The organism is Mesorhizobium sp. M0659, from assembly GCF_040320605.1.
Lineage (GTDB): Bacteria > Pseudomonadota > Alphaproteobacteria > Rhizobiales > Rhizobiaceae > Mesorhizobium.
Window position 1 is genome coordinate 34,300 of sequence record NZ_JAMYPY010000027.1, and the last position, 25,454, is coordinate 59,753.

At 59.7% G+C, this 25,454-nt stretch carries 20 protein-coding genes and 8 pseudogenes; 16 read left to right on the forward strand and 12 right to left on the reverse strand.

Annotation, left to right across the window (positions count from 1 at the left end; genetic code table 11):
- Positions 1 to 181: 181 nt before the first annotated feature.
- The 4 genes from NKI31_RS28070 to NKI31_RS28085 all read left to right on the forward strand — a co-directional run bounded on the left by NKI31_RS28070 (position 182) and on the right by NKI31_RS28085 (position 3,725).
- Positions 182 to 436, forward strand: a complete 255-nt coding sequence (locus NKI31_RS28070; protein ID WP_352653116.1) for a hypothetical protein — start codon at positions 182 to 184, stop codon at positions 434 to 436.
- Positions 437 to 1,265: 829 nt separating this feature from the next.
- Positions 1,266 to 1,715: a hypothetical protein gene (locus tag NKI31_RS28075; RefSeq protein WP_352653117.1), complete on the forward strand. Its 450-nt coding sequence runs from the start codon at positions 1,266 to 1,268 to the stop codon at positions 1,713 to 1,715.
- A gap of 87 nt (positions 1,716 to 1,802) precedes the next feature.
- A complete protein-coding gene (locus NKI31_RS28080; protein WP_352653118.1) occupies positions 1,803 to 2,096 on the forward strand; it encodes an insulinase family protein in 294 nt (97 codons plus the stop codon).
- A 171-nt stretch (positions 2,097 to 2,267) separates the two neighbouring features.
- A complete protein-coding gene (locus NKI31_RS28085) occupies positions 2,268 to 3,725 on the forward strand; it encodes an NAD-dependent succinate-semialdehyde dehydrogenase (protein WP_502899208.1) in 1,458 nt (485 codons plus the stop codon).
- 800 nt (positions 3,726 to 4,525) lie between these two features.
- Here the strand turns inward: NKI31_RS28085 and NKI31_RS28090 are convergent.
- From NKI31_RS28090 to tnpB (NKI31_RS28115), 6 genes are all read right to left on the reverse strand, one after another.
- The gene (locus NKI31_RS28090; protein WP_352653120.1) at positions 4,526 to 6,529 is read right to left on the reverse strand and encodes a class I tRNA ligase family protein; all 2,004 of its coding nucleotides are present in this window, start codon (positions 6,527 to 6,529) and stop codon (positions 4,526 to 4,528) included.
- 323 nt (positions 6,530 to 6,852) lie between these two features.
- Positions 6,853 to 7,632 (reverse strand): phytanoyl-CoA dioxygenase family protein, encoded by a 780-nt coding sequence (locus NKI31_RS28095; RefSeq protein WP_352653121.1) that lies wholly within the window; start codon positions 7,630 to 7,632, stop codon positions 6,853 to 6,855.
- Positions 7,633 to 8,128: 496 nt separating this feature from the next.
- On the reverse strand, positions 8,129 to 9,433 hold the full coding sequence (locus NKI31_RS28100; protein ID WP_352653122.1) for a lysine N(6)-hydroxylase/L-ornithine N(5)-oxygenase family protein: 1,305 nt from the start codon (positions 9,431 to 9,433) through the stop codon (positions 8,129 to 8,131).
- Between the two features lie 9 nt (positions 9,434 to 9,442).
- A complete protein-coding gene (locus tag NKI31_RS28105; protein ID WP_352653123.1) occupies positions 9,443 to 9,826 on the reverse strand; it encodes a hypothetical protein in 384 nt (127 codons plus the stop codon).
- Positions 9,827 to 10,604: 778 nt separating this feature from the next.
- Positions 10,605 to 10,961: a hypothetical protein gene (locus tag NKI31_RS28110; protein ID WP_352653124.1), complete on the reverse strand. Its 357-nt coding sequence runs from the start codon at positions 10,959 to 10,961 to the stop codon at positions 10,605 to 10,607.
- A gap of 955 nt (positions 10,962 to 11,916) precedes the next feature.
- On the reverse strand, positions 11,917 to 12,480 hold the full coding sequence (gene tnpB, locus NKI31_RS28115; protein ID WP_352653126.1) for an IS66 family insertion sequence element accessory protein TnpB: 564 nt from the start codon (positions 12,478 to 12,480) through the stop codon (positions 11,917 to 11,919).
- Between the two features lie 410 nt (positions 12,481 to 12,890).
- Here tnpB (NKI31_RS28115) and NKI31_RS28120 point away from each other — a divergent pair.
- The 9 genes and pseudogenes from NKI31_RS28120 to NKI31_RS28165 all read left to right on the forward strand — a co-directional run.
- Positions 12,891 to 13,487, forward strand: a pseudogene (locus tag NKI31_RS28120) (prolyl oligopeptidase family serine peptidase); the annotation flags it as partial.
- A gap of 238 nt (positions 13,488 to 13,725) precedes the next feature.
- Positions 13,726 to 14,421, forward strand: a complete 696-nt coding sequence (locus NKI31_RS28125) for an OmpW/AlkL family protein (RefSeq protein ID WP_502899207.1) — start codon at positions 13,726 to 13,728, stop codon at positions 14,419 to 14,421.
- Positions 14,422 to 14,848: 427 nt separating this feature from the next.
- A pseudogene (locus NKI31_RS28130) lies at positions 14,849 to 15,086 on the forward strand (ATP-binding protein); the annotation flags it as partial.
- Positions 15,087 to 15,123: 37 nt separating this feature from the next.
- Positions 15,124 to 15,459, forward strand: a pseudogene (locus NKI31_RS28135) (alanine dehydrogenase); the annotation flags it as partial.
- A gap of 1,025 nt (positions 15,460 to 16,484) precedes the next feature.
- Positions 16,485 to 17,783 carry a diaminobutyrate--2-oxoglutarate transaminase gene (gene ectB / locus NKI31_RS28140; RefSeq protein ID WP_352653127.1) on the forward strand — a complete coding sequence of 433 codons (1,299 nt, stop codon included), beginning with the start codon at positions 16,485 to 16,487 and terminating at the stop codon, positions 17,781 to 17,783.
- A 118-nt stretch (positions 17,784 to 17,901) separates the two neighbouring features.
- Positions 17,902 to 18,360: pseudogene (locus tag NKI31_RS31890) on the forward strand (hypothetical protein); the annotation flags it as partial.
- Between the two features lie 165 nt (positions 18,361 to 18,525).
- Positions 18,526 to 18,711: an IS66 family insertion sequence element accessory protein TnpB gene (gene tnpB / locus NKI31_RS28155; protein ID WP_352653141.1), complete on the forward strand. Its 186-nt coding sequence runs from the start codon at positions 18,526 to 18,528 to the stop codon at positions 18,709 to 18,711.
- 308 nt (positions 18,712 to 19,019) lie between these two features.
- Positions 19,020 to 20,213 (forward strand): annotated as a pseudogene (tnpC, locus tag NKI31_RS28160) (IS66 family transposase).
- The gene (locus NKI31_RS28165; RefSeq protein WP_352653130.1) at positions 20,210 to 20,425 is read left to right on the forward strand and encodes a transposase domain-containing protein; all 216 of its coding nucleotides are present in this window, start codon (positions 20,210 to 20,212) and stop codon (positions 20,423 to 20,425) included. The pseudogene tnpC and the gene NKI31_RS28165 overlap by 4 nt, the downstream one beginning before the upstream one ends.
- A gap of 884 nt (positions 20,426 to 21,309) precedes the next feature.
- Here NKI31_RS28165 and NKI31_RS28170 read toward each other — a convergent pair.
- The 4 genes and pseudogenes from NKI31_RS28170 to NKI31_RS28185 all read right to left on the reverse strand — a co-directional run.
- Complete coding sequence (locus NKI31_RS28170) at positions 21,310 to 21,594, reverse strand: hypothetical protein (protein ID WP_352653132.1); 285 nt, start codon at positions 21,592 to 21,594, stop codon at positions 21,310 to 21,312.
- A gap of 83 nt (positions 21,595 to 21,677) precedes the next feature.
- Positions 21,678 to 22,127 (reverse strand): hypothetical protein, encoded by a 450-nt coding sequence (locus tag NKI31_RS28175; protein WP_352653133.1) that lies wholly within the window; start codon positions 22,125 to 22,127, stop codon positions 21,678 to 21,680.
- Positions 22,124 to 22,453 carry a hypothetical protein gene (locus NKI31_RS28180; protein WP_352653134.1) on the reverse strand — a complete coding sequence of 110 codons (330 nt, stop codon included), beginning with the start codon at positions 22,451 to 22,453 and terminating at the stop codon, positions 22,124 to 22,126. The genes NKI31_RS28175 and NKI31_RS28180 overlap by 4 nt, the downstream gene beginning before the upstream one ends.
- A 26-nt stretch (positions 22,454 to 22,479) precedes the next feature.
- A pseudogene (locus tag NKI31_RS28185) lies at positions 22,480 to 22,932 on the reverse strand (transposase); the annotation flags it as partial.
- On the opposite strand from NKI31_RS28185, the gene NKI31_RS28190 reads away from it, so the two are divergent.
- From NKI31_RS28190 to NKI31_RS28200, 3 genes are all read left to right on the forward strand, one after another.
- Positions 22,920 to 23,045, forward strand: a complete 126-nt coding sequence (locus tag NKI31_RS28190; protein ID WP_352653136.1) for a recombinase family protein — start codon at positions 22,920 to 22,922, stop codon at positions 23,043 to 23,045. The pseudogene NKI31_RS28185 and the gene NKI31_RS28190 overlap by 13 nt on opposite strands.
- A 162-nt stretch (positions 23,046 to 23,207) precedes the next feature.
- Positions 23,208 to 24,242: a recombinase zinc beta ribbon domain-containing protein gene (locus tag NKI31_RS28195; RefSeq protein WP_352653137.1), complete on the forward strand. Its 1,035-nt coding sequence runs from the start codon at positions 23,208 to 23,210 to the stop codon at positions 24,240 to 24,242.
- Between the two features lie 176 nt (positions 24,243 to 24,418).
- Entirely contained in the window at positions 24,419 to 24,634 is a 216-nt protein-coding gene (locus NKI31_RS28200) for a helix-turn-helix domain-containing protein (protein WP_352653138.1), read from the forward strand.
- Positions 24,635 to 24,665: 31 nt separating this feature from the next.
- On the opposite strand, the pseudogene NKI31_RS28205 reads toward NKI31_RS28200, so the two are convergent.
- Together NKI31_RS28205 and NKI31_RS31895 are read right to left on the reverse strand one after the other, a co-directional pair.
- Positions 24,666 to 24,770: pseudogene (locus NKI31_RS28205) on the reverse strand (ATP-binding protein); the annotation flags it as partial.
- Between the two features lie 339 nt (positions 24,771 to 25,109).
- Positions 25,110 to 25,208 (reverse strand): annotated as a pseudogene (locus tag NKI31_RS31895) (IS481 family transposase); the annotation flags it as partial.
- Positions 25,209 to 25,454 lie beyond the last annotated feature (246 nt).

Here is a 25,454-nt window from a genome sequence, read left to right on the forward strand (position 1 = left end):
CTCGAGCGTGGCCGGAAGCGCCCAATTTCCTCCAACGCTCCTCAGCGCCACGTCGATGGCTCGTGTTTGGAGGCGCGGGACGTAAGGCCGACCGCTGCTCGTGCCGCCAGGTCAAAAGGCCGGGTAGTTCACGGAGCTGCCTTCGTGCATAAACCTTGGGAGCGCCTTAAGGAGTTTCGAGTTGGATTGTTTCAAGAGGGTCGAGGGGTTGATCGATGCGACCAGCGTGGAAGCGATCGATAGCGCGCGCGTTTTGCTGGACCAGTTCAAGGGCAAGTCAGAAACAATCGCCCAAGCGATTGACGACTTCCTGCTTGATTTCATGACCTTGCTGTTTGTGGTAGAAGCCACCCGCGAGCAGTTCCACAATCCGGCGAGGCGGTTAGCGCGCATCAGGTTGAGCAGGGTAAGGCTGTTACTCACGCGATGCTCTTGACCTAAGCGACCACTCGCCAGGGTGCATTTGCAGCCGAGCGCACCAGGCGGTATTTTATGCACATGAAATCAATCGCGACCGCTAAATTCTGCTGTTTGGTTCCCATGGACGACGGCAAGCGCGGACAGCTTCCGTGCTGCTGTCCTGCAGCGGCAAATGTGCTGCATGCCCCCATCCAAGGCGAGCTCGACGTTTGTTTCTTACGTTGACCAAGGTCCCGCGAAAACACTCCCCTTTCCGCAGCAACTCATCACTGTTCAACCGCCTCGCGGCAGGCCATCACGCCAGAAGACAGCAACGGCATCGTTTTTCCCGCCCAGTCCTACGACCTCGTTTTCCAGCGCCTCGCGAATGTCGCCACCCGCCGTTTTTTTTCAGGTCCGTCTTCGCGCGCGAGCTGGGTCCGCGCCCACTTAGCTACGCTGCTCACGCCTCTACCCTTCAGCACCGCCCGGTCTGACTGTCGAGGACATCGGTCCGCTGGAGCGACAACATTTCAATTCTGACCGTCGGTGCAGCGGCCTTCGAAGCGCATCCCGTCCCCCTTCCCCAGCAGCGCGCCCAATCGTCTTCCAATGAAGAAGATATTCTCAGCCGTGCTCGCGTCGCCTTCAGCCCTGTTCGATGGCCCACAATGTCGGATGCACAACATGTCAGACTGACTTGTCCACATGCCTCGAATGTTTTCTGATCTGGCACGGTGCATGCGTGGTCGTCCGCAAGGCGTCGCGGATCAAGGAAAATCCCTCCAAATGACCATCCCCCCAAGAACACCGCCGCCGGTCTCCTGGGCTCATCCCAAGATGAGGCTCGAGTGAGCCCTGGCCGCATGATTCATCTGGCTCGGCCTGCCCGCGATCCTCCCACGGGATCGAAGACGCGGCCCGTTCATGAAAATGAGGAACAAATCACTGCCTCGAAACTTGCCTTTCCAACCGGAGCCATCGATCACCCCCTGGCTGCGCAAGCCGTTCACTGCCACCGCCCTGGCCTGGCGACGACCGCTCCGGCTCTGGCCGCCACCGACGGCGGCAAGATTTCCTGCTCGATGATGGCATGGAACGGTCGACATGACCCCGCGCAAATCGTCACTCACATGATCTGGCACAAGGTCCGCAGCGCCGACGAGCCACCGGGCAAAACGGAACTTGCCCCTTCCCTCGAGCGTCTGATCTTCAGGGCGACGCCCAACCGCCCCGACAGCGAGTTCGACGGAGCCGTCTCAGTCAGCGGCTACAATACCGCCCTCATTGCCTATAAATCGCTTTGGGCGAGATGATGGGCTTCGAGGCCGATCGCATGTTCAACCTCATTCTCAACGACGATGATATCGAGACCGACGAAACGTGATCCTGGAGGAGCGCCGTTGGCGCAGAGAGACGGACCCTCAGGTCTGGTGGACGAGGAGGTCAACGCGACGTTGCGGCCGAATCAGCCCTACCGCATTCCGGTGAACGGCTGGACGCAGGAGATGGAGAAGCTGAACGGCACCGATCGGTTCACGATGTGCAACGAATACCGCCGACCGAACAACGCCGTGCTGGTGGTGGCCGGCGACGCAGAGCCTGAGACGGTGAAGGCGCTGGCCGCGAAGACCTATGGCAAGGTTGCGCGCGGGCCGGACCTGCCACCGCGCAACCGACTGGTCGAGCCCGACTAGTAGAACCGCTAGGCGTCTTGTAGCGTATTCTCCCTCCCACTTGGGTACCGTGGTCTGCTAGCTGTATGGCCGAGGCCCTATAAGGAACCTTTACGTCCGGAATACACACCGCACCTGCTATGGACACCTGCCGCGTTGAGGAGGAATCGGATATTGCCCCTGTGCCTGCCGATGATCCGTCACCTGCGATCCCCTGACCTGTTTGGACCCATCGATCGCCTGCCGGCACTTGGCACGCGGATGGGCGAGCGGACATTTGAGGTTCTCAACCCGTCGACCGGCGAAGTGCTGGCAGAACTACCCGATATGGGTGTCGAGGAGACATGCGCTGCGATCGACAAGGCCTATGTCGCGCAGCCTGGATGGGCAGGGTTTACCACACGTGAGCGCAGCGACGTTCTATGGCGATGGCATCAGTTGATCATCGACCACGCCGACGATCTCGCTGCAATTCTCACCGCGGAGATGGGCAAGCCGCTTGCGGAAGCCAAGTCGGAGATATCGCATGCTGCGGCGTATCTGCAATGGTACGCCGAGGAGGCAAATCGCGTCTATGGCGAGACGATCTCCGCACCATCGGCCGACCGCCGAATGCTGGTGATCAAGCAGCCCATCGGGGTCGTGGGCACGATAACACCATGGAATTTCCCGGTGTCGATGGTGGCGCGCAAAATCTCGCCAGCCTTGGCGGCGGGCTGCACGATCGTCCTCAAGCCCGCTGAACAGACGCCGCTGGTGGCTGGAGCAATGTTCGCCCTCGCCCATCAGGCAGGCTTTCCCGAAGGCGTCGTCAACCTGATCTACGCATCCGAAGGTGACGCGGTCGGCCGCGAACTTTGCACAAATCCCAAGGTCCGCAAGATCAGCTTCACCGGGTCTACTGAGATCGGGCGCTTACTCATGCGCCAGTGCTCGGACCAGATCAAAAAAGTCAGCCTAGAGCTCGGCGGCAATGCACCTTTCATCGTCTTCGATGACGCCGATATCGATGCCGCGGTGGATGGTGCCATCCAGGCGAAGTACCGCAATGCCGGCCAGACCTGCGTCTCAGCGAACCGACTTTACCTCCAGTCGGGCGTTCATGACGAGTTCGTCGAGAAATTCGTTGAACGGGCTCGCCAACTTCAAGTTGGTGACGGTTTCGCGCTCGGAGTGGACATAGGACCCCTCATCGACAAGAAGGCTTTGGCCAAGATTGAATCCCATATTGCCGATGCCGTAGCTAAAGGCGGCGCGATTCGATGCGGGGGTAAACGCATCGGCACGAATGGCACGTTTTTCCAACCAACGGTCCTGACCGGTGTCACCAGCGAGATGACCGTCGCGCGCGAAGAGACATTCGGGCCGCTCGCACCGATTATTCACTTCAAAGATGCCGATCAGGTCGTGCGTGATGCCAATGAAACGATCTACGGCCTCGCGGCCTATTTTTATGCGTCCAACCTGAAGCGTGTCTGGCGTGTCGCCGAGGCCTTGGAATATGGAATGGTGGGGGTAAATACCGGCCGGATGTCTTCGGAAGCGGCGCCGTTCGGTGGGATAAAACAGTCCGGAATCGGGCGGGAGGGTTCCCGCCATGGCCTCGAGGACTACCTCGAAATGAAATATCTCTGCATGGGCGGCATCTGAAGCATCGGCTTGCAGGGTCACAGGCCGAGTACCCAGCGAGCGATCCCCAAACATGTAAATTGTAGAATCGCTCCTCGATTAGGGCCGTCATACCGGAGCAAACACGCAATCCTGAGGAGCACCCTAATAATTTAGGCATCTATCTCTCCCGCGACAAGCGTCTGCATTTTCGGCGAAGACCTCGTGAATGTTAAGGAGGATACGCTTGCGATTTGGCAGCCCTCGCCGAATACTTCAGGCAAAGGGCTGTGCGTTGCGCGGGTCTGATTGGAAGCTTGTGCACCATGCCGGATGCTGAACTCTGGTTGTGAGCAATATTCTGTTTCGGACCCGAATTTGAACCTGCTACATTCCGATTGTCAGTAGCTCAGTTGTTCTTCGGCTGAATGCCGCGTTGGTACGGTCTCGGACAGAATAGAAGATAGCATCACGCAGGCATTCGCATTCACATTGGTGATCGGCGCACGTTCCAGGGCGCCAGGTTGACCAAGCGGGTCGAATCGCATGACAGCCTTGACCGGCTGGAGGACGGAATGCCGATGCCGCAGAGGTTGTCAGCGCAGTCGAGCCCACACGGCATTGCGGCACGAACAGCAAGGGCTGGGAAGCGATCGGCCGAGCGGTCCTCGAAGGCGCGGGCCAGGGTTGTCGACGACGCGCTGGTTCAGGGCCGCTAATCTGGTCTCTACCGTTTGATAGCGGCTTCGGTCGCCCCAGTGACAGCATATTTGGCATGGTCGGCTTTGGTTGCCGCGCAAATCTGGTCGAGATTGGGACAGCTCACTGGTGCACCTTCGGGCTCATAGTGCTTCCTCCTCATCGAGATGAGGATTGCCGGACTTGGCGTAGAACACCAACACGGGTCTGAGATCAAAGCGCGTCCCGGGTGCAAGGCGCTGGACGGACCGGGGCCATGTTTCGGTTGAGACGCCATCGATGCCTCGCGCCAGCGTTCTGGCGAACCGGGGCATTAACGGAGCGACTGTCGGTGCCATGATCGCAGCGGCCGTCGTCTGAAGGGCTAGCGAAGTTCGATTGCGGGCGGGATACAAACATCGCGCAGCCGCATAGTCTCGCGCCCGACGGTAGATCACGCAATCGCGCACGAAATCGCAGACCTGAGCGGCCGCGCGCCGGACCGAGAAGCCTTCGTCCGAATATGCCCGCTCCATCGCCGCGCGATAGATCTCTATCCGAGCAAAGAAGGCGCGGTCGGCTGGGCTCCAGTCGCCTGCATCGGGTACACGGCCGGCAAAATCCTGCTTGATTTCCTGGTCCAACGCATCAAGCCAGTTCAGCCAAATCCCTTGGAAGACCTCCTTCTCCGTGCGGCGCAGCCCGTCCAGCGTGAAATCCGTCCGCTCCCCTTCCGGGCGTGTCAGGCCCAAATGGAGGCGCACGACGTCGACTGTCTTTGGGCTCAGAACCTCCTTACCCCAGACCGCATGGCGGCAGCTGGTTGAGAACTTCTTGCCGTCGAGCAGGTAGAACTCGTTGACGTGATAGTGGATGCGCGGCGTCCAGTGGGAGAAGACCTCGGCGTAAAGAGCGGGGTAGAGTAGCGCGTGGTAGAAGGAATTGTCGAAGCCGAAGAAATGGACAATCTGCCAATCGCTGCCGGGCACCTCCGCCTTCCAGTCACGACCCAGCGAGCGGCCGAGCGCCTGGATGTTGTAAAGAAAACCGAAGGCCATCTCCGGCCAGACCCAGATCACTTGACCCGGGAACCCTTCGGCCGGCAGGCCCCAGTCCGAGGGGTGGGTAATGGGCACTGAAAATTCGCCGCGTTGGCGTAGGCGCGCGAAGACATCCAAGATGCGTAGCGGGACGCCTGATGCCCTTAGATGCCGGTCGATATTGTCGTAGCAGCGGTCCAGGGCAAGTTCCGGACGGCGGAGGGAGCCGACCAGCGGCGCTTCGGCAGACTGCCGTGACCGCGCTGCACCCAGGTCGTGGCAAAGGTTTGGGGCGCCGCATTCCTCGCAGATGTTGCCGGCGGCGGAGCCGCCGCAATCGGGGCAGAGGCCTCTGACATCCGGCTCATAAAGATAGTGGCCTGTCACAGCATCGAAAAGCGCAGGGCTCTGGCGCAGATCTACCGCCGTGCTGCTCAGAAGAGTTCGGAAACACGCGGCTTGAAATTCGCGGTAACCGTCATCGCCCATTGTGGCTTGGAAGCTGTGGACGTCACAATCGAGAAGTGCGAGCGTGGCGCGAATCTCTTCGGAATAGTAGCGCGCCACGTTTGCAGGCGTCCATTGATCGGTAGCGGCGCGTGTCGCGACGTAGCTCTGGTAATCGTCGCTTCCGGTCAGGTGATACGCCTCGACTCCTTTCATGCGCAGGAAACGGGTATAGACGTCAGCGCCGAAATAGGGGCCAGAAAGATGCCCCAGATGCAGATCGCCATTTGGCGTTGGCGGCGCGGAGAAGACGAAGGTCGGCCCGCGTGGAGCCGTGGTCTTTGCAGCGGCACCAAGGGCGGCCTCGCCGTCCCGCCAGTAGACATCGACGAAATCCAGGTCTTTGTTCCCGTCATTGCGCAGCACATGCGCTTCAAAAGGATGGAACAGAACGACGTCGCCGGCCCCGACCGAGATTTCCCCAAGGTCGGTGGTGACCTTGCCCGCACCAGACAGGACCACGAAGGCCTCGATTTCGTCGTGCCGATGGGGCTCGGATGTGACCCCGGGTCCAACCTTTCCGAACGAAAACCCCGTGCGAGCGCTGCCCGTTCCAAGCGTGGCCGTGTCGATACCGAACGCTCGCGACAGCTCCGTTCGAGAAAATGTGTATTTGCGCATGACAACGAACCTAAGCTTTTGAAGAGTGGGACGGACCTTTGGCTGCCAACGAACAGCCTCAAGTGCACTTCATGGAGAGAAACGGCAGCCCGACCCGTTGGCGGCCCGGCCAGGATAGTGCAGCTCTGGGCCGGCAGGCGGGCGACCAAGGGGGGCGCTAGTCGGGCTGAAGGCACACAGAAGACCGCCTGCAACCACGTCCACAATCCACGTGCCAAGGCGTCCGATGCTCCGCGAGCCCGGAAATCAGACCGCCATACCGTCCGCGCATCTTTGAGCGGTCGATCAGTTTCGTGTGCTTGCCTCCGCCTGGCTGCGTGAGCTCAATCGCGATAGAAGATGCCATTTGGGGGCTTGAGATTGTCGAGATCGGCCACTTTGCCCTCGGGCGGGTTAAGGGCGCGCTTGAGCACGTTATATTCAGCGCGGGTCGGCCCACCGGTTGAGGCACGCTGGAACACCAAGTAGAGTGTCCGCCGAGAACGATTGCTTTTGTTCGGTCGTGAGTAGTGCGGTGCGTAATCGTCGAAGATGAAGATGTCGCCAGCCTTCCATACTACGGGTTCCCACGAGAACGTTTCGGCGACTTGAGGATAGATCACCCCACCGGCATCCATGGGAAAGACCCCCTTTTTGTGGTTGCCGGGGCTGAAGAAAAGCCCGCCGTTTTCCGGGTCGGAATCGTCGATGCCTATGGCAACCACCGCATGGACCATCCGGTCGGGGAGTTTGTGTGGAATGTGATAAATGTCCTGATGCGGGAGATAGCCGCCGCTGTCGGGGTAGTGGAAAATAAGCAACTCCTTGAGCCTGCGCGCATTTTCGCCAAGCAAATCTTCGACCGCTGACTTTATGCGCTGATCTTCTAATAGCAAACGACGCAATGGATCATGGAAGTCGAGAAAATTCTCGATCTTGGATATGATCTTTCGATTGTCCGTCGTCTTCTCGAACCACATGAGCCATTTATCATCGCTGACATCCCAGCGTGACACATCTTCGACAAAATTAGAGATATCTTCCTGAGCCGCAGGCGCAAAGAAACTTTCGAGCCTGACGTATCCGTCTTTCTGCCACTTGTCTCTTTGTGTATCAGTCAACATGCGAAAAGCCTCCAGTTGGAAAGACTGGTTGGTCGGACCCCAATTAGGGCAGTCGGGCGCTGGCAAGTTGCGGGTCCACGGAGACGGTCCCGCGCATGTGGGACGGCGATGCTAAGTGCGTTCCGCTCCGACGGATTTTGTCCGCAGAAGCTCGGCGCGAGACTGCCTATGTCAGGCTCAGCCGGGTCCAGGGCTTCGGTAAACTGGGCCGGATCATTCGGTTCACCCGGTCCAGCCGCGACACGCGTCGCTAGAGGCCGGCACCATCCGACCGCCGACCCAGCCATGGCCGCCAACACCACGGCGCTCTTTCGAGTGAGCGACCTGGTACGGTCTTGACAACCGTAGGGGAAATGCACGCCCCCAGAATAATGCGATGCGCCGCTTGGTCCAAGAACTTGTTCGGTCACAATTTCGGAGAAGCCTCCGGCCTTCGCCGCAGCGGAGGCGGACATCATTCCTAGGATGCCACCGCCGATGATCAAAAGTCTACGAGTCATATCCCGCTGCCCATTTCTTCGGCTGCGGGGGCGGGCCAGCTCTCGATCGAGGTATGGCTGATGAAGCCAGGATGCTCGGGGTTCGCGCATGGCGCGCGCCCAATAAGGCTACCGAGGATGCGGCGCGCGCGCCAGGCCAGCAGGCTTAGGTTCGGATCGGCCAGGCCGCGCTGCCCGAGGCTCGCATTTTGTACGAAGATGCGTCTGTCACGCGGTCCGTCCCAGCTCACCGAAAAATCCTCGCGAATAGCTAATTCATTGTCGATATGCTCCAGCCGGTGCGCGATAGGTTCGAAGAAGTCTGGGATCGCGTTCTCGTAACCGGTGGCCAGCACGACGATGTCAGCCGCGACTTCTTCGACCTCGACCATGCCGTGCTGCAGGGTCAGCCTGTGACCCGCGCCGGCGTTGATGCAGTGCGAGACGGTGCAGCCCGGCCGCAGTGTGATGTCGGATCGGTTTGGCTCGAAAAATGCGTGGCGGTAGAGCGCCTGATAGATCGCCCGCAACGTGCTTTCTGAAATGCCGTCCGAGGCAAGCACGAAACGCCGCAGGAGCAGCTTACGCTGCGACTCGCTCATGGCCGCGAAACGATCCGAAAAGCAGGGCATGAACAACTCGTTTGTGAACGGGCTGTTGTCCAGAGGCAGATAGTTTTCGCGCTGCGAGACCCAAGTGATCGAGGCAGGCCGCCGTTCTTTCGGCAGGCCGATAAGATGCAACATCACCTCGGCTCCCGATTGTCCTCCGCCGACCACGCAGACATGCTTTCTCCGCACCTCAGGGCGGATGTGCAGTAAAACAGATGAGTGGAACAGGTTGCGTCCAGTCCAGCCCTGGAACTGAGGCGGAATTTGCGCCTGCTTGCCAATGCCGACCACGACGTCTCTGGCGCCGAGAACCGCCTTATCCGTCTGCACCCGAAACTCGCCGTCAAAGCGGATTTCGCGCACTGTCTCGCCGCCACGCACAAGTGGGTTCCTGTGGAAGACCCATTTCAGGTATTGTTCGAACTCCACTCTGAGCACGGCTTCGAACTGTGCGTTCAGGAAGTGATACAGACGCCCGTTCTCGTGCAGGAAGTTTACGAAAGTGTAGGCTGATCGCGGATTCACCAGAGTGACCAGGTCCTTGAAGTGGCTGACCTGGAGCTCCGAGGAATCGAATGCACTGCCTGGGTGCCAGCGGAAGTCGACCTGCCGGTCCAGGAACACGGCCCCTTTCCCAACTTGCTCGTGTAACTGACACGCGAGGCTCAAATTGGACGGGCCAGCACCGATCCCAACGCAAGATAACTCCACTGCTTCCTCCTATAGAGTCTTCTCACTAGGCGGTTTGTTCGCGGCGAATATCGGCCGCAGCCGCTGGCCCCCCTCGCGGACGTTCGGAGCACCGGTCCCGACCGGGTTTGCGAGAATTTGCCCAGCGCGTTCGCGTCGTCGAATGTAGACCGGAGCATTCCAGCGCGGTGGAATCGAGGGGTTAGGCCGGCGACGTGGGGCAACGACGTATGTCTTTCCGTTCGTCTGGATGCCCGCGTCGCCGTCACGCGAGACGCTTTGCAGGCCCATTAAGGTGTTTGAAGCCGGCCCAATCGCCGGCCCGACCATGACGCGCCGGCCTTTCGGCGGCTTGATGGCAGGCGAAAGCGCGGTGTTCACTACGGCGACAGCATTTTCGGTGCGCATGATCATGGACGACGTCTCGCTGGTGCGTTCGCAGAGTCCCATGCATGGGCCGTGCCAGAGAAGGTAAACTTTATCAAACAATGGGTTGGCGGATTTACGATCCTGTCCGAAATCCGACATTGAGGGGGACGCCACACGGCGGCGCCCGATTTGCACGTCGATGTCGCCTTTTTCCGAATAGCTAATCGGGCACTTTCTGCACCAGAATACTTCTCTTATGGAGACTAGCACGACGTCTTCATGAACGGACAGTGCAGAACCTTGTGTCTCTGCCGGGACAGAGTACCCGCACGATCGGCATCTGTTCCCCGCCGACCAGCTGACCGCGTGGCAAAGATTGAGAGCGGCGAAGCTTGCGCTAACGGCCACATTTCTCCGGTATTTCAGCGATGCATTCCTCGAGACGCTTCAGGCGGCACTTCGCATAGCGAAGTTCATGTCCGGCTTCGAAACGCCGATGGCGCCCCTGAGGTGTAATCGCCACGAGATCGCGCTCCAGATCGGCAATGCGCGCACGCAACCTGCCGAGCCTCTTCCTGACGCAAGCATTTATCCATCCACGCCCGCGAATCGGTCTTCCTGGCAACACCCTAAAAGCTGTGCGGGTTATGCCACCGAGGACGTAATTTCCGGCAAGCCCACGCTCTAAACAACCGCTAATGCAATCTAGAGAAAGCGTTCTTCGGGAAGAAGGCTGAGCTGCTTGGGGAAAGCACTAGGAACCCTCGGATCTGACGCGTCGCGTCGGCCGATTGCGGCAGCTCCAAAGCGCAGGGACAGGCCGTCAAGCGCCGGGCAGCGTGCCCTTCATCGACATTGCGAAGACATCGAGCAGGATGGCCAGCCCGACGCCGCACGCGGTCAGGATAAGGCCGGCCATGAAGATGCGGTTGGCGCGTTCGTAGATGGGTCGGCGCAACGAACTCATGTCGAGTAGCAGGGACAGCGCCCGCAACTGCAACGTTATGCCGACCAGGATCGGCACAACGGCGAACAGGTCGTAGAACCGCCATGGCATGGGGTTCGCCGCCCAATGCGTGACGAAGCCGAGCGAAAAGGCAAGCAGAATGCCGACGACGGTGATTGTGCCGTTGCGAAAAATCGTCTCGATCAGCTCTTCCTTCGGATCGTGTTCGTCCAAGCGTCCCTCCTCTCACTCAGCAGTTGCAGGCCTTTGCACGTAGGCTCTCGGGAAATCCCTGTACATCGCCGCCAACTAGTCAAGGGCCGAGGACCGAAGCCGCGAGGCAAACGTTTTTTGGTTTGCGCTGCCCTCATCACTTCCTCAGCCGCCATCGGCCTAGTGCCGCGAAGTGAACGATGGAAGCGCCGCCTGCCACGGGTGCCGCGCTCAGAGCGGCAGGGTCAAGAGCGTCATTTCAGCTGGAGTGTCTACAAGCTGAATGGCACTCTAGGTGTTTGGTCCCGAGCTTTGATGGTGCATTATTTTCTTCCGAATGGAAGGAGGCACTATGGGCCAGGTTCTCCACGGCAGCGCCACGACGACAGAGGCAGTCCGTCGAGCAATACAAAATAGTCATGTCTGGACGGCGCCCGCTGATCAAGGGTTTGTTTTCAGCGATGGGATGGTCGCGGGTGAGGTCATGTCTCCGGCCTGTTGCTGGAGTCTTGTGACTGCTGGCCCTGATGGTATCCGCTGATCCTTTGGCCTGATCAAGAGAGCGAGCTCGAAGCTCCGACTATGCTGCAGACTTTCAGGATGTGTCCTCGTCTGTTCCCATCGTCATTGTCACCCTCGATTCCGGTTCGCGGCCTTTGCCGATGCTGTTGGTACGCCGGTGTGCCGGCATAGTGTGTTGCGTCGCGCATAAGTGCGAAGACGATACGGGCGAGCTTGTTTGCGGTCGCCACGGCGACACAGCTTGAAGGGCTTTGTCTCCATCAAGCGATCCGCCCAGTTTGTCAACGCATCGCCGGGACGCTTGCGATGGAACAGACGGCGTGCCATTGATCAGTCTTGGCGAGGGCCAGAATAGCCTGATCGCTCTGCCTGATCTCGGCATCAAGTCCGCTCAGTTGGCGCACCAAACGGCAACAGTGCCGAACGCACGGTCGCCGGGATCATGTCGTTGCCCTCAATGACGAGGGTAAAGGCAAAGCCCAGACCCGTCCCACCAAACGATCTTTACTCTGTCAGCTCTTTTGGCGCGGTAGACGTAAACCGCGCCGTTGAACGGCTCCGAGCTGGCATCGCGCACCAGTGCCAGAAGGCCGTCGGGACCTTTTCTAAAATCGATCGGATGGCTGGCGACCAACACCTTCACGCCGGCCGGGATCATGCCTGGCGGACCGCGCGAATAATCCTGGCCAAATGATCCTGGCCGACATCGGCGCCAGCCCGAATGACCACATCGCCCAAACAGATCTTTACCGTTGAAGACGCCGCTTGGGTGACCTCGACAAAGCCAATTCGATCCGCATCCCGCTGCGGCGTCACCGCACCGCTCTTGATCGCCTTGGCGCCGCCAGCCGAACAGCTGCGAGGTCGCCACTCCAGCCTCTCGCGCGATCGCCGACACATTCGCGCCCGGCTTCAGCGTCGCCTCGATCAGCGTGCCTTCGCTTGCGCCGACCGCCGCAGACGCTGCGGGCTTGCCTCCGGTTCGGAACCGCCTCAAGAACATGGAAACTTCTATCATCAGACATAGGCGCAGATATAGAAATTGACACCGCAAGGTCCACGCTCCTTCAGTGTCATCATCTCTTTCAGTGTCATCATCTCTCGCCCATCATCTGATGCCGCGCCAGATGTGATGGGCTCCGCGCTTACACTATATCGATCAGGCGCCTACCGTTGCCGTCATTGTCGGAACTACGACGATGTCGGACATAAGACACAGCGCTATCAAAGTGATCGTATTGTTCTGAAAAGATTTTCCTGGTTGGCACGACACATGCAAGTCCTATGCGCAAACGCACTGCCGCGCCGCACCAACTAAGAAGACTCATCCATGATCACGCTCGCCGAGCATGCGGTCGCCGCCGCAAACACTGAGCTTTCCCGAGCGGAAGGAAGCCTTTGCGCTTTCATTCTTCAGGTTGTACGGACATGACCGCGTTCGATTTCCGTCCAACTCTGAATGCTCCCGACGATGATTCCTATCTTTGGCTTGAAGATATAGAAGGCGAACGGGCAGTTGACTGGACCGCCAGCCAGTCGGCCAGGACACAGGGGCAGTTCGGTGGAACGCAGTTCGATCGCGACCGTGAGGCCCTGACAGCGATCTTCGACCGTCCTGACAAGATTCCCTTGATCACCCGCCGCGGCCCGTACCTCTACATTTTCTGGCAAGATGCCGGAAATCCGCGCGGACTGTGGCGCCGGAGCACCCTTGCCGCCTACATGAAAGTTGAGCCCCAGTGGGAGCTACTGCTTGATCTAGACGCCCTCACGGCTAGCGACGGAGAGGACTGGATCTGGGGCGGCGCGTCCCTTGAGCCGGAGAGACGGGAAAGAGCCGTTCTGCGCCTGTCGCGCGGCGGCAGCGAGGCGGTCGTGCATCGCGGATTCGATCTGGAGTCTCTTAGCTTCGTCGTCGACGGCTTCAACCTCGCGGAGGCCAAGGGCGGGGTTAATTGGCTCGACCCTGACACGCTTCTGCTTTCCAGTGCGCTTGGTGATGGCATGGCCACCCGTTGCGGCTATCCCGCCTACTTCTACGAGTCCGACGCAGGGGGCACGTCTCCGGCAAGAACAATCGTGAGCGGGCCGCATTCATTGCCCTGGGCACCAATTTCCTTCGCAGTGCGATCGGCTGGCAAGTCGATGGCGTTCGATAGGTGCACGGAGACAAAGGGCAAAACTGCGCATGAGCGCTTCGTCGGTTCCAGCAGGTTTTTTCATAGTGCACCGCATCATTTCTGAAGAGCAAGGAGAGAATATCATGGCGAGAAAGCGAATGGGCGTGGGGCGGGGCGTAACAGCGGCCATCGTCCTGATGCTGATGGCACAGCAGGCCGTGGCGGCCGAGCTTGCGCAAGCCGCGAGCGTCCCGCAGGCTGGAGCCTCGGTCACGGAAGCGCCAAGCCCTTGGCAGATCCGGCTGCGAGCATTGGGGGTCGTCACTGAGGATTCGGGCTACGTCAATGCAGTGCCCGGCTCTGGTCTTTCTTATTCAAACACGGTTACGCCGGAGCTCGATATCTCCTATTACTTCACGGACAACATCGCCACGGAGCTTATCCTCGGCACCACCTATGCCAACATTGAGGGCCAAGGAGCGATCGGCGCGCTGGGCAATGTCGGCAAGGTTTGGCTGCTGCCGCCCACGCTCACATTGCAGTATCATTTTACCAATTTCGGCGCATTCAAGCCCTACGTCGGTGCCGGCGTGAACTACACGATCTTTTATAACCAGGACGTCGGCAGTGCAGATGCTCTCCATGTTAAGAACACGTTCGGCACCGCGCTGCAGGTCGGGTTCGACTACATGGTGGATCAGCACTGGGGCGTCAACTTCGACGTGAAGAAGGTTTTCCTAAAGCCAGACTTCGACGTCACGGTCGACGGCGCGAAGCTGACGGGGAAGGCCGACCTCGATCCCTGGTTGATAGGCGCAGGTGTCACCTACCGCTTCTAACAACGAAAGGTGAAGGCGGCTGCTGATAGCCGACCGAAATGAAGGGCGCGCCTTGTGCGCCCTTTTTCCGTCGGCCCTGAACGGGCGAATGGACCGGATCATTCGAAAGGTCGCGTTGTTGCCTGGGCGGGGCGGTGTCCGAAATCGGAGCAACGTTCTGATCAACTTTCTAGATAACCATCCGATGCATAGCAGCCATTATGGGGCGAAACTTGAAGAAGCGTTGTCGAGGGGCGGCTCCCCGCTTCCACCGGACAACGAAGAGTACCACTGGCCGACACGGCCTCGACTCACGCCTCAAATGGAAGTGCTTGGACGCACGTTGGAGCAGGAATGGCTTGTCGCTGTTAATGGAAGGTCCCTGCCAGCGATGCTTGCCGACATCAGTCCCGGACGTGATGTCTGAGGTGTAATGTGAAGCGCAACATTACTCGACGATTGGGGACCGGAAAACTCAACGATGACCAGCGGCGCGATCTCCTTGAGATCATCGCTACGAACATCGTTCAACGATCGTCACCAGCCAAGTACTACTGGATCGCTGGTACGAAATTATCGCAAGCCCAACTCTGGCCGATGCCATCCTGGATCACCTCGTTCACAACGCCTATCGCATCGATCTGACCGGCGAGAGCATGCGAAAACAGCGCTCCGCTGTCGCGGCCAAAGATGTCGTCGAGCTGGCGCAGGTGGGGATGGAACGGTCGATGGTTCGTCGATGTCGCCATCGATCAGGACGGCTGCTTCGAGACCTCGCATGCCACCACCCGTGCCGATCCGACCTACGAAGTCGACGGTGTCATCCACTACTGCGTCGCCAACATGCCGGGCGCGGTGCCAGTCACCTCGGCCCATGCCCTCAGCAACGCGAGGCTGCATTACGGCCTGCAGCTTGCCGACAAGGGCCTGAAGGCGCTGATCGACGACCATCACCTGCGCAACGGGCTCAATGTCCACAAGGGCAAGATCACCAACCGCGCGGTTGCCGAAGGGCTCGGCTACGAACTGGTCAAGCCTAAGGCCGTTCTCGCTACCTGATTCCAGTTACAACCGTTTCCTCCCGTCTCGCCCGCCGGTTCGTTCCGACGGGCTTTTTTGCCGACGATCGGCAGAGGCGTCGTCCCTTGTTGTTTCCGTCAATGTCCGCGGTGAAGCTCGTCGGCGCGAAACGCTGGTCGACGATGAAGCTGAACGCCTGTCGGAGCGGCGGACCTGCTCCGTCCTCAGTCGCAAGATGATCCGCTACCAGTCCCGTTGTTAAGCCCCGTCGCCATTCCTGAAAAAACGTCGGGCAACCAACACTTACTGTCGTGTCTGTCGAATCCGCGACACTTTGTTTTCGGCCTGGGTGCCTGCTGCGCTCCAGGTCAAGTCATTGTGCAAAACTCAGAAAATAGTTCTAAGGATCCCTCGGCGCAATTGGCATGACTTTTGATCAGTCCTCTTCGTGAAACGCGACACGCACTGGTGTTCGCCTGGAGGATCCGGATGGTCATTTATAGCCAGAGCTTCTCGGTGCCACGCTACGTCCAGTTGCCGCGAATGACATTCCGAAGACCGGGGAGATTAATGCAGCCGATGATTGGGAACTAATCGCGAAGTGTCCGCAACTAGACCGCAACTTGCTGTATTACGAGCTGCTACTCGCAGTGATTTCGCCGCCACCTGCGTGCTTTCTGGGGGAGATGGTGAGGTGGTTGGCTGGTTGTCGGCCTTCCCGCGGAGCGACCGCTCCACGGTCTGCATTTGGCATTGGCTGTGCAACCTAAGCTACGCAACATGCGCTTGGGGGCAAGGAACTCATCCTCTCAGCCCTGAACGACCCGGCTTCCGAGGGCGTGACGCCCATCAAAGGCACGGTGAACTCCCGAAAGGGCATCTAAATTTCTTCGCAGTTGTGGCTCGGGATTTGGGTGCACCAATCCGGCAAGCTCTGGTTCGACCGCGAGACCAAGGGACAGCGTGAGAGCGAGTACACGATAGCCATCAGTCCATCGAACGCTCCATCAGCCCTGCAGGCATTCCCGCCGATATGCCTAGCCATACCCAAAAAGGAGGCAACGATGACTCACCAAAGTGCACCGGATCGCGAGGAGGAATTCGCGATCTTCAACCATCTCGAGTCTGAAGTTCGCAGCTACGCCCGCAGATTTCCAGTCGTTTTCGCGAGGGCACGTGGGGCTCAGCTGTTTGCGCGAGATGGGACGGCCTATCTCGACTTTCTCATGGGCTGCTCGAGTTTAAACTACGGGCACAATCCCCCCGCCGCGCTCATAGACTACATTGCGGGCGACGGCATCACCCATGGCCTCGATCTGTATAACGAAGCCAAGGAGTCTTTTCTGCGGGAATTCCACGAGACGATCCTTAGGCCGCGACAATTAGACTACGTCGTCCAGTGTCCGGGCCCGACCGGCGCGAACTCGGTCGAGGCAGCCCTCAAGCTAGCGCGCAAGATCACTGGTCGGCCCACCATTATAGCCTTCACCAATGGCTTTCATGGCGCGAGCCTTGGCGCTCTCTCCTGCACCGGCAGTCGATACCACCGCGCTGCCGCCGGCCAGCTGCTCGGCGGCGTGACGCGGCTACCCTATGACGGCTATCTTGGGTCCAGTGTAGACACTGCCGATTACCTTGATCACTTGCTCTCGGATCCCTCGAGCGGCGTAGACGCGCCGGCTGCGGTGATTGTCGAGACGGTTCAAGGCGAAGGCGGCCTCAATGTCGCCGGGATGGCATGGCTGCGCAAGGTAGCAGCCATTGCGCGAAGGCACGGAGCTCTGCTGATCGTCGATGACATTCAGGCCGGCGTTGGCCGAACCGATGCCTTCTTCAGCTTCGAGGCGGCCGGTCTCCGCCCGGACATCGTCACGATGGCGAAATCGATATCGGGCTATGGCCTGCCTATGGCCCTTGTCCTAATTGATCGACAACTCGACAAGTGGGAGCCGGGAGAACACAACGGCACGTTCCGCGGCAATTGTCATGCTTTCGTCACCGCCCGGGCAGCCCTGGAGCACTTCTGGCGGACAGACAGCTTGGCAACGTCTGTCAGGGAGAAAGGCAACCTGCTGAAAAGCCGCCTCGATCAGATCGCGCGCAAGTACGATCCAGGGCGAGTGTCGGCCAAAGGTCGTGGCATGATGCGGGGCATCGATCTGAAGTCTGGCGAGGTTGCCGGGCAGGTCATCAGCACCGCCTTCCAGAGGGGCCTCATTGTCGAGGCCGCCGGCCCCAAAGACGAGGTCGTGAAGTGTCTGCCACCTCTGGTCATTAGGGAGGATCAGCTTAGCCAAGGCCTCGACATCCTCGAGGGCGCTATCGAAAGCGTGATCGGCAGCACAGTGAACACGGCAGCGTAAGAGATGAATCATGATCGTCAGGGATTTCTATGAGGAGAAGCTGACAGCCCGACGTGTCGAAAACGTCGAGCTGGGAAGCGGGCGGTTGCTTCCTCAAGAACCATGGGATGGGCCTATCTTCGAGATCGATCTCGGCAAGCTGGCCCAAGAGGCCCGCTATGACGGGATCTTCGTCTTAAGGACCAACGCCAGGATCACGCCCCAGCAGGCGGTCCTTCGCTGCCCGAACTTCTGCAGGTAGAGGTTTTATTCCGCCGGGCCAAGCGCTGATGCGCACCCGGCCAATCTATCACAGCTCGGATGAGGCGATCCGCAGTCACGTGTTCTGCTCGTTCCTGGCTCTGCTGCTGCAGAAGGAATTGGCGGATCTTGCGCCGCCACAGGTTTCAGCGTCGAATGGAGCGATCTGCTGCGCAACCTGGACCGGCTGCAGGAGGTCATGATCGAGAAGGATGGCAAGCGCATCACCACCCGAACCCACGTGAAAGGCCAAGTCGGGTCCGTCTTCCAGGCCGCCGGCGATGTACCGGTTGATCGGGTCGCGGCCTTGGTGCGCGCGATGCGCGGGACGGCATGATCGTCGCGGGCCAACGATTACCGATCCTGATCGCGACGCGGCCGGTGGACTTCCGCTGTGGCCATCCCAGGCGCTGGCATTGATGGTGCAGACCGAGTTGAAGCTTGATCCGCACTCCGGGATCACTGTGATCTTCCGGTCGAAGCGCGGGGATCGTCTAAAATCCTGGTATGGGATGGCACCGGAATGGTGCTGACCTACAAAATCCTGGAACAGGGCAGCTTTGCCTGGCCCAAAGTGCAGGATGGAACGATGCGGCTGTCGCGGGGGCAGTTCGAAGCCTTGTTCGAAGGTCTTGACTGGCGACGCGTGGTGGCGCAGCGGGTAGCGCCGCCGACTGCGGCAGGGTGACTCACCGGTTCGGTTTTGGCGTTGTTTTATTGGGCTTTTTGCTTCGATTTGCTATGAAGGCGCATGTCTGCGCCTATCGATCTCAGCCGGTTCCCGGACCTTCCTTTAGAGGTGGTGACGGCTTTTGCGGCCGTGCAGTTCGAGCGGTCGGTCGATCGTGCGGCACGCCAGCATGAGCAGGCGGTGGTGGCTGAAAAGGACGCCTTCATCACCGAGTTGAAGGAACTGATCGAGAAGCTGGAGAGCCAGTTCAGGACTACCGCCGCACGAAGTTCGGGCCGAAATCGGAAAAGCTCGATCCGACGCAGATGGAACTGGCGCTGGAGGACCTGGAGACGGCAATTGCCGAAACACAGGCCCAGATCGCCTTCGTCGAGGAAAAGATCGCGGCCAGCACAGCCAATTGCGAAAAGACTGCTTCACGCAGGCAACGCATGGCGCGCGCGCTGCCCCAGAGCCTGCCGCGCGTCGAACAGGTGATCGAGCCTGATAGCCTTGCCTGCCCCTGCGGTTGCGGGAACATGGTCCGAATTGGCGAAGACCGGACGGAGCGGCTCGATCATATCCCGGCGCGCTATCAGGTGATCGTCACGATCCGCCCGAAATACGCTTGCCCCAAGGGGCGCACGAGCGTGGTTCAGGCCAGGGCGCCGGCGCATTTGCTGGAAGCCAGCTGGCCGACCGAGGCATTGTTGGCGCAGATCGCCGTGTCCAAGCATTCAGAACAGATGCCGCTGAACCGGCAGGCGCTCGTCATGGCCCGGCACGGGGTGCCGATCGACCGCTCGGTTTTGGCGGATTGGATGGGCGAACGGGCGCTGTGATCGCGCCGGTGGTGGACCACATGGCCATGGTCCTGAAAACAGGGTGGCTCACGACTATATGTCGACGAGACCACGGCTCCGGTGTTGGATCCCGGGCGCGGCAAGACAAAGACCGGCTATCTCTGGGCTATTCTGCGCGACGACCGCGGCTGGAACGGATCTGCGCCGCCGGGCGTGGTGTTCCATTATCGGCCTGGGCGTAAAGGCGAATATGCCGCAGAAATCCTCGACGGCTTCAACGGCACGATCCAGGTCGATGCCTATGGCGGCTACTCCCACCTCGCCACGCCAAAACGCACGGGCGGCGATCCGTTGAGGCTGGCCTTCTGATGGGCGCATGGCCGCAGAAAACTGATCAAGTCCCAGCCGAAGAAGGGTTCGCCCATCGTCGACGAGGCGTTGTTGCGCATCGCCGCCCTCTACAAGATCGAGGACAGCATCCGAGGTTGTGATCCCGATCATCGCCGGGCTGTCCGCCAGAACCTGTCCCGCCCGCTGGTGGACGAGTTCTTTACCTGGCTGACAGCTCAGGCCGCACGCGTCTCGCGCAAGTCCGATCTCGGCGAGGCCATGGCCTATATGCTGAAACGCCAGGCCGGCTTCCGGCTGTTCCTGGACGACGGCCGCGTCGACATCGATTCCAACCTCGTCGAAACGCGATCAGAAGTCCAGCCATGAACCGCCGCAATGCTCTCTTTGCCGGCCATGATGAAGGCGGCCGTAATTGGGCCCGTTTCGCCAGCCTGATCGGCACATGCAAGATAAACCGCGTTGAACCATACGCCTACCTGCACGATCTCTTCATCAGCCTCGCCAATGGCCACCTCGCCAAAGACATCGAAGCCCTCATGCCCTGGGCCTATGCGCAGGGGATCAGCGCCTCACAATGAGCACGTCCGGGACTCCCCGACGTGCTCATGGGAACATCTGCAAGCGCCAGACCTGACCGTTGCAACCAAAAAATCAATGGGGCGGAGACGCCGCATACCCAATCCCTCGCTGATAGGCATGATTGCAATTCATTCCACACAGCGTAGCCAGCCAGAACGAGACTTTAAAAGCGTGACCGTTGCGGCCGGGCCATCGCTTCCTCGGGCCGCGAAGGCGCGGCGCGTGGGCAATGGGTTCGCCAATCGAGGACCACGTTTTCACGACGCGATGATTTAGGAACTCCCGTCCTTTTTCGAGCACCGTTCGAAACCGTCATCTGGTTCTTATACCCCGATCGAACCGCCGTGGTACGGACCGTATGCCCGATGGTGTGGAGGGGCGGCGTCGCGAGGCGTCCCCCTATCCCGATCAATCCGCAGCTATAGCCTCAAGAAGCCGCTGAAGCCCTTGCCCGGGAAACAAAGTCAAACTAACAAATCCACTTCTGTCCTGCCTTGCGGGTGGAGGAGTTTGACTGACCCTAACCGGGGAAATTTGAAGTGACCCGCGGGAATCAGGTTCGTGGACTTCTAGCCGAGCATGGAGTGGTCATTGCCCGCGACATCCCACGGCTGCGCCAGGCCCTTGCTGATATCACGGGGCAGCGACGGTGGTCTCAATGAATTGGTGCGGTGCTGATACGAGAAGTGCAAACGGAGTTGGCCGAACTGGACAAACGCATAGCAGGACGGGTTCGGGAGCTCTTTCGAAAGAGCGAATTATGTCAGCGGCTTGGAAAGATCGAAGGCATCGGCCCTGTGACCTCAACAGCCTTGATCGCGGCCGTAGGTGATCGAACTCTTCAAGTGTCAAGCGAAGTGAGGATTTGACCCCTCCTATTGCCTCACCGAGGAATGTTACCGAGCGCGATGGGGCCGACATGGCCCCTATCTCCCTCCGTCGCGGCGGAGGAAGATAGCGGCCAGCTCTTCATCCAACCGCCATCGAGGATGATCAGCCCAGCCATTTCCATGCGCCAGGCCTTCACAAGCCGTTGCACCATTCTCAGGTTCTTTTCCTTGAAACGCGACGGGTCGATCTTTGTCAGGCGTTGCAACACACTTGCTGCCGAGAGCGCCGGCTCGTCCTCGAGCCATGCCTTGATCTGCACCTCGAACGGCTCGTACATGCTGGGTCTCTTCGGATAGGGTTTGGTCCGCCGATACGGCCGCCGATGCGTTGGTCGCGTCTCGCCACTCTTCCAGGCCGTCTTCAGATTCGCGGCGAAGCGCGCAGATCGATAACGGCCGGCTCCTCAATCTTCGCATTCAGGCCACGACGATCGACCCGTCGTCCAAGCTCCTCCTGCGCGGCGCGGATACCAGCAAACAGCAGCACGGGATCGGCGGTTTCCATCATTGCCTGTAGCTGCTGCTTGTTGGCCTCGGCCACACCAGGATGTGTAAGGACACGAGCCGCAGGCGGAACTGGTGGATGATAGCGCTTGATCACACGAGCGCCGATCCGCGTCTTCTCCTGAAGCTTGAATGACGGCTGGAACAGATTGCCGTAAAGCCGCACCACAGCATAAAGTTGACCAAGGGTAGCTGTTGCCTCCGCGCCGACAAACCGACCATACCCCGCCAGGCGACGCACGATGGCGCCATTCTTCTGCTCCACATGCGCCTGGTCATTCTTTCGGTAGGCGCGAGAGCGCGTCACTTCCAGTTCCTCACTTCGCACCAGGAGACGACGAACTCGTTCATGAAGGCGCTGTCGTTGTCGAAATCTACGCCCAGCAGGGGGAAGGGAAAGAACGAGCGGGCCTGCTTGATCGCCACGATCACATTGGCGCTGTCGCGCGTGCGGACTGGAACGCATTCGGTCCACCCCGTGGCAATATCGGTCAACACCATCGTCTGCACAAAGCTGCCGGACGAAGATGTGCCTGAATGCCCCACGAAATCGACCTCGACGTAACCGGGCGGCGGATCATTCCAGTCCCCGAAGGTGCGCACCGGCACCGATCGGCGAACCGCTGAACTCATTCGTCGACCGTGAACAATCTTGATCGCTAAGCAGCAAGCTGCTTCGGCCGGTTCAGGAACGCGGCGATCAAGAGCCACAAAAACGTCTTCAGCCACCTGAGCAGGAGGGAGAAGTTGTAGCCGGCTGCGGCCAGGATGGCGTTGATCGCATCGCCTTGGGTGTGAGCGAGGTAATTGCGGCCCATTCTGTGTTCGTCCTTGATGTGGCCGATCACCGGCTCGACGGCCGATCGCCGCCGCATCTGGCGCTTGATGGCCGGTGTCACGCGGCGCTTCTGACCGGCGGTGAAGACCCTGAACTTGTGGCTTTGCGGCGCGTTGTGGCCGCGGTAGCCGGCATCGGCGAGGATGCGCTCGATCTCGGCACCGATGGTGTCTTCCATCGCAGGAATGATCTTTTCGAGCGTGTGCCCGTCGTAAGGGTTCCCGGGAAGTGCCATGGCGTGCATGGCGAACTGACCACCCTTTGAACGCTTCAGCGCGTCATCCCAATGACCGGCTGTTGCTCGGCATGAAGGGCACGATGAGCGAACTTGAGCTTTCGATCCTGCGCGCCCGCTCGCTCGAAGCGCTAAAGAACAAGGCGCGGTGAGCTGTTTCTGGCGGTGGCTGTCGGCTACGTGAAGGCGGGCAATGACCGCATCGAGATGGACCCCGATCTGCGCGTGCGCGAAGCGATCACGCTCGTTTTACGCGTTTTCCCGCCTTGCAGAGCATTCGCCAGGTGCATCTGTCGCTACGCCATGAGGGAATCATGCTGCCGGCCGTCAACTACACCCGCGCGGCCGGGCGGACGATCGTGTGGAAGCTACCCGTCTACAACACCGTGCATCACATTCTTACCAACCCGATTGACGCCGGTGCCTATGCCTTTGGCCGGACCGGCAGCCGGATCACCATCGAAAGTGGCCGCAAACGTATCGTGCGGGGCTTGCGCAAGGAGCGATCGGCCTGGGAGGTCTTGGTCATTGACCATCACGAGGGTTACCTGAGCTGGGCAGACTTCGAAAGGAACCAGCGCCTGATTGCAGACAACGCCAACGGTAAGGGCGTGATGGCACGCGGTGCGCCGCGCCGCGGCGACTTGTTGTTGGGCGGCCTTCTGCGCTGCGGCCATTGCGGCCGCAAACTGCACGTGGCTTATTCTGGCCGAAACGGCAAGATCGGGCGCTATCACTGTCGTGGCGCGTTCCTCAACCATCGCACCGATCCATGCATCAGCTTCGGATCGCTGCGCGTCGATGAAGCCGTCGGCACCGAACTCTTGGAACGGCTTCAACCCTTGGGCATCGAAGCGGCTGTTCAGGCGATCGAGACATCCAAGGCGCAGAGCGCTGAGAAGCAGCATCAGATCGAGCTCGCGCTTGAACAGGCACGCTATGAAGCGGCCCATGCGCAGCGCCAATATGACGCCGTCGATCCCGACAATCGGCTCGTGGCAGGCGAACTTGAGCGGCGCTGGAATGCTGCGCTTGCGGTTGTGCGAGAGCGCGAAGCCGAACTCGACGCCCTCGAAACCAAAAAGCCGGAAGCACTCAGCGAGGCCGAGCGCCAGGAGCTGCTGCATATGGGCGCCGATCTTGAACGAGCGTGGCATCACGCAAATGCCACCAGCGTCACTCGCAAGCGCATCATTCGCACGGTCGTTCGCGAGATCGTCGTCCGTGTCGAGAATGACCGGATCGAGATGGTGGTGCATTGGCAGGGCGGCGATCATACCACGCTCTCCGTCAAGAAGAACAAGCTCGGTCATCACAGGGGCGTGCCGCGCCCGAGATCGAACCGCTGATCCGGGCGCTAGCGCGCCAGCTGCCGGACAAGGCGATTGCGGCCCTTCTCAATCGACTCGGCAGGACCACCGGCTGGCAAAACGGATGGACGCAGTCGCGCGTCTGCACCTTCCGTAGCCAACACAACATTGCCGTCTACAGACACGGCGAGCGCGCGGCGCGCGGCGAGTACACCTTGCAGGAAGCGGCAGAGAAGCTGGGCGTGCGGGCAATGACGGTGCTTCGCACCATCCGCGCCGGTCATCTGCCGGCCGAGCAATACTTCAAGGGCACGCCTTGGGTCATTCGCGGTCAGGATCTCGTGCGTCCCGACATCCAGCACTATGCCAACAGCGGCATGCGACGCCCATTATCGCAAGGGCAAGATCAACAGCCGATGCTTTTTCAATGACATAGCGAGATGTGCATTATGACGCGGGATCGGGTGGGCCGAGGAACAAAAGCGTGTCGCCGTGCGCAATCCAGCGGCAGGTGGCGAGTTCCCTGATCTGCCCCTGATCGAGCGATGGCTGGGCGTTGAAGGCGAAGCGGCAAACGAAGGAATAACAGAGGTCTCACCCCCGGCAATTGCAGCAAAAAGGCAGGAGATGGTGAAACGTATCTCCGAGCTGGAACAGAAAGTCGGCCAGCAGCAACCGGATCTCGGTTTTTTCAAGAAACCTTGCGGCATATCAGGGACGATCACCGGCAGGACACCGCGCCTGGCGGCACGGGGCCTTCGAGGTCATCGAAAAAATGACCGCTGGCTCGTCGCAAGGCATTGAAAGGATGTGCCGGCTGGCAGGGGTCAGCCAGGCCAGTTATTACCGGCATTGGCAAAGTTCGGCGCCACGTAAAGAAGGGACAACCCTGCGTCACCTTATTCAGTAGCTCGCCAAGCGGTCGAAGATGCGCGGGGCGTCAGTATGCCGCAGTTCGCAGCCGTCGATATGGATATAGCCGATCTCGTAGGTCTTGAACCTCCTCCACCAGCAACCGCAAAGTTGTAACAGATCCTTCAAGTAAATTTACAGAACCTTTGCGATTGCAAATCGCTGACGATGGTATCTATCGCAGGTCTGAGTTCAGGCGGGAATAAATACGGAGGGTAAACGCCAATGGCAAGAAGAGCACTCGTCCTGGTTGAAGGCGGTCCATGGGGCTGTGGTCTGCTATACGTCCAGGCGGCCCAGCGTCTTGGTCTTCGTCCGATTATCCTGTCGGCTGATCCA